Here is a 15,031-nt window from a genome sequence, read left to right as displayed (position 1 = left end):
ACTCTCGCTTTTTAGTTATTACTCGTCTTTTTTATTGTCTTTGGCTTTGTTATTGGCCGGATCTTTTAATAGCGATATTTTAGGCGGTTGCAATGCAACTACTCGTTCACCCTCTTGTGGTGGCTTTTCCATATCACTGGTAAAAGGCCTCATTTTCACTGGTGCGTCTTCATCACTGTCTTTATCCCCTTTGAGAATAAACAGTGGGATCGCTTCAGGATTCATTTCTAAATACTGCTGCCAGCTAAACTCTTCAGATATACGTGTTGCACTCACTTTACCGCCTTTGGCAATAACACTGCTTAAGCGTGCATATGCGCCGTTTTCACCAAACAGAATTTGTCGTGATAAAAACGTCGCACTGTCTTTATTTGCTTTAGCATGTGATGAAGAGGAACGTAGTGAAAATACATTTTTTTCATTTAATAAATGAGAGAAGTACTGCACCCCTAATGCGTTGTGGTGGCGATTAGGTGAAAGCGCTAAAACACTGCGAATCGTGGTTAAAGGTAAATAACGTTCAGCATGCTCCGATTGCGGGTTACCGTAATAACAAGGAAGGCCATCCATGCGCGCCATTCTACAGTTCTCCCAAGCAGGATCTGATAGATGAACAGGAATATTTTGCTCTTTTAAGCCACGTGCAATTGCACGCGATACATGGTTTGCACCAATGATTAAAATAGTATTAGGGGATGGTTGACGCACTCCAAGTAGTTTCGCAACAGGGATAGCCGTTAAGCTTTGCAATACCACAGTAACAATAATAACAGTAAATATGAGTGGCACCATTTTTTCGGCATCGGCCACTCCCGCTTCCATCATACTCAGCGCAAATACTGAACCAACGGCTGCTGCAACAATACCGCGAGGTGCAATCCAAGCAAGTACTAGGCGCGATTTCATCGGTAAGTCTGTACCAAAGGTTGAAATAGCAATACACAATGGGCGGGCGATAAATAGCACAATAGCTAAAAATATAAATACGTCGCTGTCGAGCATCATTAAATCAGAGAGTTGTAGTCTTGCGGCCAATAAAATAAATAAAGTCGAGATTAAAATCATTGACAAATCTTCTTTAAACTCGAGTACCGAATCTATTTCCAAGTCATCTTGATTAGCTAACCAAATGCCAAACACCGTCACAGCCAGTAAGCCTGACTCATGGCTTATGTGGTTTGAAATAGAAAAGCTAATTAACACTAACGCTAAAATACCAAACTTATGTAGCTCAAATGGCAGCCATTCTCGGCGCATTAGTTGCGTCGTGATCCAACCCGAAACCACACCAATACTTAAACCAACGCCAACGGTTTTAACCAGTGCAACGATAGTGTGGCTAAGTACTTCACCCTGACCAACCAGCATTACGGCTTCAAACACTAACACTGCAAATAAAGCGCCAATGGGGTCTATTACTATGCCTTCCCAGCGTAAAATACGATCGATATCCTGGGTAGGTCGCATCGAGTTAAGTAATGGAGCAATAACGGTTGGTCCCGTAACAACAAGCACTGCGCCAAGTACTGCAGCAACTCGCCAATTTAACTCGAGTAACCAATAGGCGCTAAAACTAATAACAATACAAGTTGTAAGCATACCAATAGAGCAGAGGTTTCTGACGACTTTACTGATCCCTTTAAGTTCTCGAAAATGTAAAGTTAAGGACCCTTCAAATAAAATCACAGCGACACTCAAAGAGACCACAGGAAAAAGTAAATCACCTAATAATGCATCAGGGTCTAATACGCCACTAAATGGCCCTAATAAAAGCCCTGTAAGCAATAAAAACAGAATAGCGGGTACTCTAAACGCCCAAGCGACCCATTGGGCTAACACTGAACACAGTGCAATACCGGCTATATAAATTGCTGACATAGAGTAAAAACTCCTTAATTTTAATAATGTTTAAAAGTATAACGGTTACCAACCAGTAATACAGTGGGTATACACGTGTAAATTAAATTTAGCTAATAAATAATGTTTATTTATTTAGTGTTAACGTCTTTTGTGAGAGTGTTATCAAAGTTATAGTCTCTATAATTACTATTTATAGTAGTCTAACTTTATGATATCTATTGCAAAATGTGCATGCCTTGTCTGTTATGACCTATTTAGCTTTAATTTTAGCCTTGATCTAAGCGGCTATTTTAACGTATTATACTTCGTGTTCGAATAATTAGTTATCTAATAAAGTTTGTTGTTTAAGTAAGTAAACGTGTTAGATATAAATATCTTAAGTCTCTTAGTGATTGTTTCAGCGATGTTTTATAATGTTCGAACATAAAATATCATTTACCGAACTCTTTGGTATAGTTTTGCTCAAGGTGTTTATTTGCTTAACGCATATAAATTAAAGTTTGAGTTGAATTATTACCTTTCAATATTTAATCCCCATCGTGGCGGTTAAATCTCGGTCCTTAAGTCATCACCCTATCTGTTGGTGTACCAGACTTAAGAGGCTCTATGTATGTTGTTAATAAAAAAGCCGCACACAGCTTTTTACAGCGATACATAAACAACACTTTATATTTTTTTAGTTAGTACAATCCAATTTTATTGGGTTAATACTATTTATTTTTTGCATCTCAATTTAAAACAATGGTTTTAGAGACGGTGTACGCGTGTGTAAAAAAAGTGTGGGCAATGATAAACAAATTCGACGTTATGTTTTAAACATAGCGACCTGGTTTCATTCATCAGTGTGATGAATACAAATAAAATGGAAAGTTGAGCATTTATGCAAAAGTTAAATTGGCGACGTATCGTACTTAAAGTTGGCAGTGCCTTAATTGCACCCGATCAAAATGGCTGTCGTTCACGCTACTTGTTAACCATCGCACAGTTTATCGTTCACTGTCGCGCACGTGGTATAGAGGTTATTTTAGTGTCATCAGGCTCTGTAGCGGCAGGCTCGCATTTATTTCCATCAGAGAAGCCGCGCTCAGTTGTTATGAAAAAAGCCATGGCAGCAGCAGGGCAAACAGAAATGATGGCCATGTGGGATCGTTTCTTTGATTTTCCTTCGGCGCAGCTACTATTAACTCATGGTGACCTACGTGACCGTGAGCGCTATCAAAGTATTCGTGAAACTGTATTTACCTTGTTAGAACACGGCGTGCTACCTATCATTAATGAAAATGATGCGGTGACAACAGATGATTTAAAAGTGGGTGATAACGATAACTTATCAGCGATGGTGGCAGCTGCCGCTGACGCTGACGCATTAATGATTTTTTCAGATGTAGATGGGCTGTACGACAAAAACCCAAATCTGCATGACGATGCCGTATTATTGCCTGAAATAAAATCAATTGATGATTCTATTTATGCTATGGCAGGATGTGCTACCAGTGCAGTAGGCACCGGTGGTATGAAAACCAAGATTGAAGCGGCAGAAAAAGCCACATCACATGGTATTGCAACGTATATTATTAACGGCTTTAAAGAAGAAACCTTTACTCGTTTATTAGCGGGCGAAAATCCAGGTAGTGTGTTCTTGCCTTATGAAAAACCAATGCAAGACTCTATTCACTGGATGACACATACCGCAAATGAACAAGGTGAAGTGGTTGTCGATGGGTCATTTGATGATTCGCTAGAAGGCGAAGACGGCTGTTTACGAGGCGATGAGATCAAGGAAGTACATGGCGAGTTTGCTGTGGGCGATACTATCTTAGTTCGCAGTGAAGATGGTACGCGTTTAGCTAAAGCCACAGCAAATTACAGTAGCTGCTTGTTAAACTTTATTGCAGACAACGAGCAGAGTGAATTCAGCGAAAAAATGCAGGATTCAATTGGACCAATTATTTCAGAAAAAGATATCGCATTATTGGAGAAGTCATGAGTTTAATTACGGATATATCACGCCAAGCAGCAAAAGCTGCACATACACTTGCTTTACTCGATACCGAGACTAAAAACAACGTGTTAACCGATATGGCAGCGGCATTAAGAGATCAAAAAGAATTTATAATCAAAGAAAACGAAAGTGACCTAAGCGCTGCGCGTGACAATAATTTAGCAGCGTCAATGATAGACCGTTTAACATTGAATGATGAGCGCATTGAAGCGATGGCTGAAGGTATCGAAGTGATTGTTTCACTTGATGATCCGGTTGGCCAGTTACGTGATATCACTGAACGTCCAAATGGCATTAAAATTCGAAAAATGCGTGTACCACTGGGCGTGGTATGTATGATTTACGAAGCACGACCTAATGTAACGGCTGACGCGGGTGCATTGTGCTTTAAGTCGGGTAATGGTGTTATTTTGCGCGGTGGTAAAGAAGCGCTTAAAAGCTCACAAGCCATTGCTAGTGTAATGCACAGCGTGCTTACTAAACATGGTTTGCCAACGGCGCTAATTTCAGTTATTCCAGATCCTGACCGTGCTTTACTAATGGAATTAATGCAGCAACGCGACAGTATTGATTTAATTATCCCACGTGGCGGTGAAGGGCTTATTAACTATGTAACAGAAAACAGTACAATTCCTGTTATTCAGCACTTTAAAGGCGTGTGTCATTTATACGTAGATAAAGATGCAGACTTAGAAGTGGCACTTAATCTACTACTTAACGGTAAAACTCAACGTACTGGCGTATGTAATGCCTTAGAAGGGTTAGTAGTACACCAAGATGTTGCTGATGAGTTTTTAAACCTGTGCGCGGTAGTGCTTCGCCAAGAAGGCGTAAAAATAAATGCCGATGCCAAAGCGGCTGAGTATTTTGATAATGCCACTGTGCTTGCAGATAACGAATTTGGTGAAGAATATTTAGATTTAGAAATTGCTATTCGTATAGTGCCAAGCTTTGATGCAGCCGTTGAGCACATTGCTCAATTTGGCTCAAATCATACCGAAGTTATCTGTACTAAAAACGATGCTGCGGCAGAGTTATTCCAACGTAGTGTGGATGCATCGGTTGTTATGGTTAATGCGTCATCACGTTTCTCTGATGGCTCACAACTAGGCTTAGGTGCAGAGATTGGTATTGCAACGACTAAGCTACATGCTTATGGTCCTATGGGGCTTGAGTCATTAACCACTGAAAAATATTTAGTTAATGGTGTTGGTCAAGTTCGCGAATAACTTACCCAACCTAATAAACGATAAAAATGCCGGGCTTTTGCTCGGCATTTTTGATCTCGATTTAGCAAAATCAAACAACTAAGCAAACATAAAGATTAAAACAGGGCAAAAAATTATTAACAGAGGAATTTATTTAGAATATAAAAATAAGGATATTACTTAGGGGAGAGAGTAGGAAAGTGGTGGAGCTAAGCAGGATCGAACTGCTGACCTCCTGCGTGCAAGGCAGGCGCTCTCCCAGCTGAGCTATAGCCCCACATTCCTAATTTACATACAATGTAAATGCTTAAGTGCTGAGTCTCAAGCGGGGTGAACTTTAAATATTTTTACGTTTTTGGTCAAGTATTTTTTCACAAATTTTTCCGTTTTAACTAATTTTTGTTAAACTCGAGCTAAATATTTACTAAAACGACAATACATAATGAAAAAATACGCGTTAGTTTTCATGATTTTCCTTTTTGGTTGTGCCAGTTCAGTAGATGAACCGCCCTACGAAATTAATAATAAACAATTTTATGACACCCTTGATGAGCAAGGTAACAAGCTTTTTGCTTATGTGGTTTCTGTAAAGGCTAAAAGTCGTGAGCAAATTAATATTAATAAAAAACTAACCCGCAGTGATGTTCAGCGTTTTGCTGAGCAAGAGCATTTTGAAGAGTCGAGTGTTTTAAAATTACAATTAGAAGATCAAGCGGTAGAGTTTCTTAATAAAGAACTAGCACAGCGTAACTATTGTGCAGATAAGCATGAAATAAACGAAGTACTATGGCGTGATTTAAGTGTGCAATTAAGAGGGCGTTGTTTGTAATATGTTAGCGGATAAACAAAAACTAGCGGCAGTGTTAACCCAACTAAATATAGAATATGACGTAATAGAACATCCAGCGCTACATGGCAGTTTAGATGCCGATGAACTGATGGTAAATCGCCCAGGAACACGCTTAAAAAACCTATTTTTGCGAGACAATGAAGGTAAGCGTCATTTTTTAGTGATCACCGCGCATGATAAACAGTTGGATTTAAAGTCACTTGCCAAACAGCAAGGGCTATCGCGCTTAGGCTTTGCCTCTAATGAGCGCTTGGCTAAGTACTTAAAGGTTGCACCGGGTTGCGTGTCAATGCTCAGCTTAATGAACGACAAACAGCGTGATGTAACGCTTTGGCTTGATCAAGATATTTGGTTTGGCGATTTATTTCATTGCCACCCGTTTGAAAATACCCAAACATGGTTATTAACTAAGCCTGATTTACTGCGTTTTTTTGACTTTACTGAGCATCAGCCGCGGGTGATGTTTTTGCCATCGCGTTGAGCCCACAAAATAAGCCCCAGTCCACACAAACATACAGCGAGTAATGTTGCCATAAACGCCGTTTGTCCATGAGTTTGATAAACCACCCCTGGTAATAACGAGCCCAGTGCGCCGCCGCTGTAATAAAATGATACATAGCACCCGTTGGTAACGCTTGGCGGTGCGTGACTGATTTTATTAACCAGTGGTGCCGCTGTGGAATGAATCACAAACATAGCGCCGCAAAAGAGTGTGAATGCAATTAAAAACAACAACAGTGAATGACTCATTAATAACACAATACTGAGGTTATAAAACACGAATACCGCGGCCAACAATCGCCAGGCTGAAGTCATTTTTTTTAATAGCCAAGGAGTGAAAATAGAAGCCAAAGCACCCACCAAATAGCCACTATAAACAAAGCCAATGTCGCGCGTGTTATTAATTAAAAAGGTATTTTTTAAAATAAAAGGCAAGTAGTTTAATAATGCTGCAAAGCAAAAAAACATACAAAAAATGGCACCATAGAGCTTAAGTGCAGAGCCCTCTTTAAGTTGTTTTATATAATCTAATGGTGATAAAACCTCGGTTGATTTAACGAGATTAAAACGTTTATGGGGAATACTTAACGCTAGAATAATCAGCATGGCTGCTATTAGGTAATAAAAACTCTGCCACGACCAAACATCGCTAAAGAGCGCAGCCAATACACGACCAAAATAACCACCGACAATCGTACTACCTATATATAGCGTCATATTTTTTTGTAATGTATCGGCTTGATAGCTCATACCAATAAAGCTGGTCATGGCAGTCAATGCGGCAGGTAAAGTCAGTCCTTGTAAAAACCTTACCAGTAGAAGTAATTCAAAACTCGGGGCATAAATAAATAAGATACAACCCACACCCAGTAACAACATAGCGAAGCGTAATATCAATAAAGGGTTTCGCTTAGCTAAAAACAGTCCATACACCAAAGGGGCAATAGCTAAAGGCAACATAGTGGCCGTCATTAAGCTGCCTGCAACAGCAGGAGCAACATTAAATTCAGTAGCAAATAAACTTAATAATGGCTGTGGTGCGTATAAAACAAAAAAAATGAAAACTGAACAGATGAGTAGGTGAGGTAAGCGCATTAACTGCCATATACATTGCTTATTAGTTGAGCTGCATTATATACAAAACTGCTAGGGTTTTCATAAATTAACCTTTATTGCGCTAAATCATGCTTTGTTTTCAGTAGTTTGTTAGATTAATACCAATAGCGCTGTTATTTACGCTCGTTGGTGATTAAAATAGCATTAATATTCGTTTTTAGTGGGAACACGCCATGGGGTCACTACAAGAGCAATTGCTCCAAGCTGGTTTAACAACATCACATAAAGCTAAAGTTGCTAAATCAGAAAAGCGCAAGCAACAGAAAAAGCAAAAGAAGGGAGCGACGAGCAACCCGAACGATTTACAAAAGCATATTCAGCAAACTAAGTTGGAGCAGCAGCAAAAAGCTGAAGAGCTCAATAAAGCGCGCCAAGAAGAATTAAAGCAGCGCGAACAAGTCGCGCGTGTGAAGCAAATTTTAGAGCATCATAATCAAGAGTCAATTCGCGGTGAGCGTACCTTTAACTTCACTTATGAAAATAAAGTGAAAGGGCTTGATGTGAATGAGCAAACGCAAAAGGCGCTCTCGGGCGGGCGTTTAGCTATTTGTGTGTTAGAAGGTCAGTTTTACGTATTAGAAGATGAGCCTGCGCGTAAAGTGGCTGAGGTGGATGAAAAGTATATTGTGTTTCATGTTGAGCCTGAAAATAAAGCCAAAGATGAAGACGATCCGTATGCTGATTTTGAAGTGCCAGACGATCTTATTTGGTAAGCCTATTAAGTATCTGCTCAGTTAAAGCAAGCTAGTATGTGTTTTATGAGGGATACACGTATTTGTTCTGATTGATCGTCAAACCTTACCAAGGACGTATGCTTTTTAAAGATTTATTGACTACAATAATCACAACCGTTTTTTTAACCGTAAAAAGAAGAGTAAATACAATGAGCAAGATAAAAACACTTTTATTAGGCGCGGGTATTGGTTTAGCCGCAAGTTTTTCATTTTCAGCAGCCGCTGCAGATGGCGCTGCACTTTACACAGCTAAAAATTGTCAAACATGTCATGGTGCAGAAGGTAAAGCACCTATTATGGCGATGTACCCTAAACTAAATGGTCAAAACAAAGAATATTTAGTAGCGCAAATGAAAGACATCAAGTCAGGCGCTCGTAACAACGGTATGTCTATGGCGATGAAAGCGATGGTTGCGACTGTGACTGATGAAGAATTTGAAGCGATTGCCGATTACCTATCAAAAGTACAATAACCGTTAACGCTAATTAAAAAGAGCCACACCTATGTGTGGCTTTTTTATTTGGTGATTGCCATCATGCTAATACTCATTTAGACTTCTAAACATCTACAATCACTAGCGCTATGCTGTGTTTTAAAAGGCTTGTTATGTTTGATTTACCCCAGCTCAATTTAAAAAATAAAGTATCAGAACAAGAGTGGCAACTACGTGTTGATTTAGCCGCATGTTATCGATTAGTTGACCATTTTCGTTGGGGGGATTTAATTTATACGCACCTTTCTGCTCGCCTACCGGGCACTGATCATTATTTAGTGAATGCCTTTGGCTTAACGTTTGATGAGATCACTGCATCTAACTTAGTCAAAGTAGATTTAAATGGCCGCATTATTGACGATACACCCTTTAATATTAACCCTGCAGGGTTCACTATTCACAGTGCCATTCACGAAGTACGTGAGGATGCTCATTGCGTTATACACCTGCACACCAAAGAAACGATTGCAGTTGCAACACAAAAAGAAGGGCTGTTACCGCTAAGTCAGTATTCGATGTTTTCATTGCCGTCTCTGTCTTACCATGGCTATGAAGGTTTAGCGGTGAATGACGATGAACGTAAACGCCTGCAAACAGATTTAGGCACCACCAATCATATGCTATTGGTCAACCACGGCGGTTTAACAGTAGGCCCGACGGTAGGCGATGCGTTTATGCGCTTTTATGACCTTCAGCGTGCCTGTGAAATACAGTTAGCCATTCAATCAAGTGCGCAAGAAGCGACTGCTGTGCCTCAAGCTATTATTGATAACATTTATAACCAAGCGAACGTCGTTCACAGCGGCAGTACAGGGGGCCAGCTAGCATGGCCTGCCATGTTACGAAAAGCGTATCGTCTTGATCCTAGTTTTGCAAAATAACCCACTGAAGGTTAATAAGGAATTTTTATGAAAGTAAATCGCGTTGAAGTCTTTGATATTCATTGCCCTGATCGTCCTGCATGGACGCCGGTATTTGTTCGAATTCATACCGATGAAGGTATTAGCGGTGTGGGTGAAGCAGGTCTTGCGTACGATTTAGGACACAGTGCCGCTGCTGCGATGATCAAAGAAATGGCCGATGCCTTTTTAATTGGCCATGACCCGTTTCAAACTGAAAAACTATGGTCGCGTATGTTGCGTGAAAGTTTTTGGGGTCTAGGTGGTGGGCCGGTGGTTTACGCAGCAATGAGTGCGATTGATACGGCACTTTGGGATATAAAAGGTAAAGCATTAGGTTTACCGGTTTATCAGTTGCTTGGCGGTAAAGTTAACGACAAGCTGCGTACTTATGCATCACAGCTGCAGTTTGACTGGGACAGTGAATTTAAAGCGCTGGTACAGCCACAAGAATATGCAGAAGCGGCACTAAAAGCGGTGGCGGAAGGTTACGATGCGGTGAAAGTCGATCCAATTCAATACGATAAAGACGGTAACACCTATTACGACCGCACAAATATTATTTCTCGCCCAGAGATGAAACTATACCGCGCACGTATGCAGGCTATTCGAGAGGCCGTGGGTGACGAAGTAGATATTATTTTTGAATGCCACAGTTTACCGGGTGCGACATCGGCAATTCAAATTGGTGAGATTGCAGAAGAATTTGACTGTATGTATTTTGAAGAGCCGGTGAATTACCTAAACCATTCATTACATGCAAAAGTGGCTGACAAAGTGGCTGTGCCTATTGCAGGCGGCGAGCGCTTGTATAACCGCTGGGGTGTACGTCCTTATTTAGAAGATCAAAGTATTGATGTACTACAGCCAGATATCGGCTTATGTGGTGGCTTTACCGAAACTAAAAAAGTATGTGATTACGCTGATATTTTTGATGTGCGTATTCAGGCACACGTATGTGGAGGGCCGGTTGCAACGGCGGCATCATTGCACTTAGAAACAGCGATCCCTAACTTTTTAATTCACGAGCATCATACTTACGCGATTAAAAAGTGGAATAGAGAGCTATGCTTACAAGATCCACAACCTAAAAATGGTTTTTTTGAAGTATCTGAAGAACCAGGTCTTGGGATTGAGCTTAACGATGAAATTGTAATGCGCTCACAACGCGTAGAAATAAAATAGTTTACTCTGTTGAGAAATAGCCGGTAAGTGAGTTGTCACTTACCGGCTTTTTTATCGCTGTGGGTTTATTTTACAAAGTACTTGTTTTAGTTCAATGGTTGCTTTGCTATCAAGGTGGCGAACAAAACAGCGCTCTCCCTTAGTCACGAGCTCAAATTGATCTGGCATATTAAGTTGCTTGCCCAAAATAGGGTTGCCCTGAGGATCTTTATGATTAAGTTGCTCAAGGGTAACCGTGCTTGAGGTGACAAAAACATCGTCTGCTAATTGAACCTGCGAGCTATGCAGCAGCTGCGCAATTGCGTCGGCTACTTTAGCGCTATTAGGCTCAATTAGTAACGCATGTTGCAATTTAGGTGTGGGCTCTGAGCTTTGTGCTAAGCACCCACTTAAAAATAGCGAAATTGCAGTTATTGCTAATAAAATCTTCATTGCTTATCTCATGTTATCGCTAAGAATAATATTCTGTTTAAGTACAGTCTGAATTCGCGCGTCTTTTACTTCAGGCATATCGGTGGCGATAGTGGGCGCAAAACCGAGAACACTATTTATTGAGCTTGGGGCTGGGCAGCTGCCGGTTGCTCTATAACTAAGTGCGGTATTAAGTAAGCCTTCACTTGCATCACCTAAGCGTTTGCTAAAGTCATCGGCAACAGCACAGCCAGCAATAAGTACGGGCTGGCGCGCATTATCAATGGTATTTTGCGGTGCAAAGCCATCTGAATATTCACCAAAACCTTTGTTATTTTCGCCAGTAAATTGAATGGTAAAATAAGTAGTGTCGCAGTTATCGGTTGGGTAAAAGCCATACGGTTTACCACAGGTGCCAGCCCCTATCTGAATGATTTCAACATCGGCTCCGCGCAGCCCGTTAATTATAGCCTCACTGGCTGAGCAGGTACTGCTGGTGGTGAGTACAAATACCCGATCTAAATTTAACGTTGGTAATGGGGTGCCTGCAGCTATTGCAGGGTTATTTTCAAACCCGACAAAACGATTTGTAAAGGGCATGGGGGTCAGTGTTTGCCCTGTGATAGGGTTGGTATTGGGATATTTATCGTTAAAAATAGTGCGTTCAAATATTTTGCCTTGGGTATTGCTACCTGCCACCATGTAGCCTACTTGGCTGGCCATTTGTAACAAACCACCGCCGTTATAGCGCACATCAATGACTAAATCTTTAATGCTGCTGGCAGCGAGTTGGTTAAAGGCGTTGTAAAGCTGCGTTTCGGCTATCGCGTTGTGGCTATTAAATTGAAAGTAACCCACATCGCCGTTTGCTAAATCAGTACGTACGTTCATTACTGGTTGCGACTCGATATTTTGAGATGTGAGCGTAACAATGCGATTTTCATTAGTGCTGATATCCCTAAATACAAATTCGGTAACTTTACCTGTTTGTTCTGGGAATAAACCTGCGTTAATAATAGCTACCTCGCTTGATGAGGTCGTGTTAATAAAATCAACACCATCAACTTCTAAAAGCTCAAAGCCCCTAATAATATTTTGATTACTAGCAGGGGTATTTGGCTCGGTATAGCTAACAATTGCTTGGCGCGGCGCACTACCAGCGATTATTTTTATATTAAAGCCATAACCAAAGCTTAGGCCTGATTGATTTTGTCTTTGCCACTCATCGGTTGGCAAACTAAAGTGAAAGTTATCTTTTTTCGCACCCGACTCAGTCAGTTGCTCCGTTTTTAAAGTATTAAAGTAATCAATGACGCCTGACGTTAATGCCGGATTAGTATCAATAATTTCGTCGTACCATAAGTAGGTTTCGTTACTCCAAGAGCGTAGCCAGTTTTTTTCATTAATTGCTTGGCATTGACCTTTAAATTGCCCTGAGCTAGCAAATACACCAGAAGCCCAGCCGCTATTGTCTGTTGTTGGGTTAGTCGCATTGTCGCTACTTCCACCGCCACAACCTGTTAATAAAGCGGCTAGCGAAAAAGGGAGTAATGTGTATTTGAGAGAAGATGAATTAAGAATGGCCATACGCATGCTCGTTTTTTAAACTGTTGAGCTAAATATAGCGGTTTTTATTTAGAGTTGATAGAGGCGCGCTGCATTTTTGTAACTCAAGTGTTGCCATGTAAGATCATCGCTACATAGGCTTCGATAATGATGCCATAACTCATTGTAGTTAATGTTAATTTGGCACACGGGGAAGTTGCTGGCAAACATCACTCTTTGCATACCAAAATGCTTTAAAATATGTGTTAAACACTGCCTTTGCTGCTCGCTATTAAGCATAAGCAATTCAAAGCCTGAAAACTTCATCGCAACATTAGGCTGTTTTGCAAGTAGTTCAATTGCAGTTGCCCAGTTTGTAAGGTTGTGTGCAAGCCCTGCGTGATTAATGATTATTTGTAAGTCACTAACTTGGTTGGCATAAGAAATAAGTTGCTCGGTGATGTTGAAGTTTTCTATTTCAAATTGCGCTTCAAAATGCAGTTTTAAGTGGCACAAGTGGCGCAGGTTATCGAGACAATGAGGGTTCAATAAGCGCGTGGCATCATGACCTTCAGTGATATCTCTAATGCCGACAAGGGATGAATGTTTTAGATGTTTAAGTGCTAGTTTAAATGCGTTATTTGGCTGGTTAATTGTTGCAAAGCTAATCGCTTTGTAAGGTAGCCTTTTTATATGCTTTGCTAACCAGTTTAATTCATTAATAGGTTGCTCATTATCAAAGCCAGCTTCTATATGCACTAAACCAACGAGTTCAAAGTCCGTACTTTTGATTAGTTTAGCAACGCTAATCGGTTGTTTTATTTTATCTAAGTTAGGCCAAGCGGGTGGGTTAGCACCTTGCAGCCAGGTGTATTGACCCTCCAGCAAATTAAAAAAATGCACATGCGGGTCAATAATTTTAGTACTCATTGCGCTGTGTAACCGCCATCAATGCGTTGCAAACTGCCGGTAATAAAGCTGGCTTCTGGACTTACTAAAAAGTTTACCAGTGCTGCAACTTCATCGGCTTGGCCTAAACGATTAAGGGGTTGTAAAGCAGCTTCTTCGGCAACAATATCTGCCTTATTTGCGCCACTTTTTTTGCAGTATGCATCAATCGCATTATGAAATAACGGTGTTTCTATGGTGCCAGGACACACGGCATTAGTGCGAATATTAAAGCTTGCGTAATCTAAGGCGGTGGTTTTAGCCATCGAAGCCAGTGCATGTTTAGTCAGGTTATAAGCAAATGAGTTTTGTTTGCCAATAATGGCCTGATCTGAGGCAATTAACACAATAGCGCCATCTTGTTGTGCTTTCATGGCTGGTAATACGCTTTGTATAGCCGCGTACGCACCTTTAACATTCAGTGCCATTAACGCATCGAATGTCGCTTCATCGGTTTGCTCAATTGTGGCACTTAGGTGCTTGCCAGCATTTGAAACAAGTACATCAATGCGTTGTGTTTTTTCAATAATAGCCTGTATACACTGGCGTACGGCGGTTACATTACTAACATCACATTGATGAAAAACACCACTCTCACTGGGTTCAATATCTAGGTTATGAACCTGATAGCCGCTCGTTAATAATCGCTGAACCACAGCAAAGCCAATGCCTTTAGAGCCACCGGTTACTATTGCAACTTTTGACATACTTGTTCCTTTAATTAGCAATTAATGTGCGTGGCCGCAACCACCTTCAGCATGAACATGGCCGTGAGAAATCTCTTCGTTTGTTGCTTCTCGAACTGAGACAACCTCAACATCAAAAGTCAGCGTTTTACCAGCAAATGGGTGGTTTAAATCACAATCAGCATTAAAGCGGCCTACTTTTACAATGGTTACTTGGTGGCGACCTTGGTTTGATTGCACCATAGCAGTCATGCCTGGTTTCCATACTTTTACATCACCTTGAAGGTGCTTAAGCGGAATGCGCTGAATTAAGTCATCAACACGCTCACCGTATGATTCACTTGGAGATAACGTAACGCTAAATTTATCACCAGCGGCTTTACCTTCAAGTGCGGTTTCTAAACCTGGAAGCATGCCTTCGCTGCCGTGAATATAACTTAATGGCGCGTCGTTTAGGCTGCTTTCGATTTGTTCACCCGCTTCGCTTAGGGTGTAATGAAATTCAACGGCCGAATTTTTACTGATTTGCATGCTTGTCTCTTTGAGTTTTAAATTAATTAAAGGCAATTTTACGCGAAATACTGCGCTTTAG

General features: G+C 40.8%; 15 protein-coding genes and 1 tRNA gene. 8 read left to right on the top strand and 8 right to left on the bottom strand.

Annotation, left to right across the window (positions count from 1 at the left end; all coding sequences use genetic code 11):
* Positions 1-18: 18 nt before the first annotated feature.
* Positions 19-1,878, bottom strand: coding sequence for a cation:proton antiporter (locus tag ND6B_RS07060; protein ID WP_013466020.1), 1,860 nt, complete (start codon positions 1,876-1,878; stop codon positions 19-21).
* Between the two features lie 862 nt (positions 1,879-2,740).
* Here ND6B_RS07060 and proB point away from each other — a divergent pair.
* Entirely contained in the window at positions 2,741-3,847 is a 1,107-nt protein-coding gene (proB, locus tag ND6B_RS07065) for a glutamate 5-kinase (RefSeq protein ID WP_033103741.1), read from the top strand.
* A complete protein-coding gene (locus ND6B_RS07070; protein ID WP_024601938.1) occupies positions 3,844-5,091 on the top strand; it encodes a glutamate-5-semialdehyde dehydrogenase in 1,248 nt (415 codons plus the stop codon). The genes proB and ND6B_RS07070 overlap by 4 nt, the downstream gene beginning before the upstream one ends.
* A 180-nt stretch (positions 5,092-5,271) precedes the next feature.
* On the opposite strand, the gene ND6B_RS07075 is transcribed toward ND6B_RS07070, so the two are convergent.
* Positions 5,272-5,347 (bottom strand) — tRNA-Ala (locus ND6B_RS07075).
* A 165-nt stretch (positions 5,348-5,512) separates the two neighbouring features.
* Between ND6B_RS07075 and ND6B_RS07080 the strand changes: the two genes are divergently transcribed.
* Together ND6B_RS07080 and ND6B_RS07085 are read left to right on the top strand one after the other, a co-directional pair.
* The gene (locus ND6B_RS07080) at positions 5,513-5,899 is read left to right on the top strand and encodes a hypothetical protein (protein ID WP_013466017.1); all 387 of its coding nucleotides are present in this window, start codon (positions 5,513-5,515) and stop codon (positions 5,897-5,899) included.
* Position 5,900: 1 nt separating this feature from the next.
* Positions 5,901-6,401 carry a prolyl-tRNA synthetase associated domain-containing protein gene (locus ND6B_RS07085; RefSeq protein WP_013466016.1) on the top strand — a complete coding sequence of 167 codons (501 nt, stop codon included), beginning with the start codon at positions 5,901-5,903 and terminating at the stop codon, positions 6,399-6,401.
* Here the strand turns inward: ND6B_RS07085 and ND6B_RS07090 are convergent.
* A complete protein-coding gene (locus ND6B_RS07090; protein ID WP_010391697.1) occupies positions 6,368-7,516 on the bottom strand; it encodes an MFS transporter in 1,149 nt (382 codons plus the stop codon). The two genes, ND6B_RS07085 and ND6B_RS07090, sit on opposite strands and share 34 nt — an antisense overlap.
* Before the next feature lie 194 nt (positions 7,517-7,710).
* On the opposite strand from ND6B_RS07090, the gene ND6B_RS07095 reads away from it, so the two are divergent.
* The 4 genes from ND6B_RS07095 to ND6B_RS07110 all read left to right on the top strand — a co-directional run bounded on the left by ND6B_RS07095 (position 7,711) and on the right by ND6B_RS07110 (position 10,849).
* A complete protein-coding gene (locus tag ND6B_RS07095; protein WP_010391699.1) occupies positions 7,711-8,250 on the top strand; it encodes a DUF2058 domain-containing protein in 540 nt (179 codons plus the stop codon).
* Positions 8,251-8,420: 170 nt separating this feature from the next.
* Positions 8,421-8,744, top strand: coding sequence for a c-type cytochrome (locus ND6B_RS07100; protein WP_010391700.1), 324 nt, complete (start codon positions 8,421-8,423; stop codon positions 8,742-8,744).
* A gap of 134 nt (positions 8,745-8,878) precedes the next feature.
* The gene (locus ND6B_RS07105; RefSeq protein ID WP_033103740.1) at positions 8,879-9,646 is read left to right on the top strand and encodes a class II aldolase/adducin family protein; all 768 of its coding nucleotides are present in this window, start codon (positions 8,879-8,881) and stop codon (positions 9,644-9,646) included.
* 27 nt (positions 9,647-9,673) lie between these two features.
* A complete protein-coding gene (locus ND6B_RS07110) occupies positions 9,674-10,849 on the top strand; it encodes a mandelate racemase/muconate lactonizing enzyme family protein (protein WP_010391702.1) in 1,176 nt (391 codons plus the stop codon).
* A 51-nt stretch (positions 10,850-10,900) separates the two neighbouring features.
* On the opposite strand, the gene ND6B_RS07115 is transcribed toward ND6B_RS07110, so the two are convergent.
* From ND6B_RS07115 to ND6B_RS07135, 5 genes are read right to left on the bottom strand one after another with little or no spacing between them, the layout of a single operon-like run.
* Positions 10,901-11,281, bottom strand: a complete 381-nt coding sequence (locus ND6B_RS07115; RefSeq protein WP_013466013.1) for a hypothetical protein — start codon at positions 11,279-11,281, stop codon at positions 10,901-10,903.
* A gap of 3 nt (positions 11,282-11,284) precedes the next feature.
* On the bottom strand, positions 11,285-12,847 hold the full coding sequence (locus ND6B_RS07120; RefSeq protein ID WP_033103739.1) for a S41 family peptidase: 1,563 nt from the start codon (positions 12,845-12,847) through the stop codon (positions 11,285-11,287).
* 48 nt (positions 12,848-12,895) lie between these two features.
* The gene (locus tag ND6B_RS07125) at positions 12,896-13,735 is read right to left on the bottom strand and encodes an amidohydrolase family protein (protein WP_033103738.1); all 840 of its coding nucleotides are present in this window, start codon (positions 13,733-13,735) and stop codon (positions 12,896-12,898) included.
* A complete protein-coding gene (locus ND6B_RS07130) occupies positions 13,732-14,460 on the bottom strand; it encodes an SDR family NAD(P)-dependent oxidoreductase (protein WP_013466010.1) in 729 nt (242 codons plus the stop codon). Before ND6B_RS07130 ends, ND6B_RS07125 begins: the two co-directional genes overlap by 4 nt.
* 21 nt (positions 14,461-14,481) lie before the next feature.
* Positions 14,482-14,970 (bottom strand): FKBP-type peptidyl-prolyl cis-trans isomerase, encoded by a 489-nt coding sequence (locus ND6B_RS07135; protein WP_008466307.1) that lies wholly within the window; start codon positions 14,968-14,970, stop codon positions 14,482-14,484.
* Positions 14,971-15,031 lie beyond the last annotated feature (61 nt).

Source organism: Pseudoalteromonas sp. ND6B (genome assembly GCF_000764215.1).
Lineage (GTDB): Bacteria > Pseudomonadota > Gammaproteobacteria > Enterobacterales > Alteromonadaceae > Pseudoalteromonas > Pseudoalteromonas tetraodonis.
The sequence above is the reverse complement of the archived record's forward strand: the minus strand, read 5'-3'. Positions and strand labels throughout refer to the sequence as shown.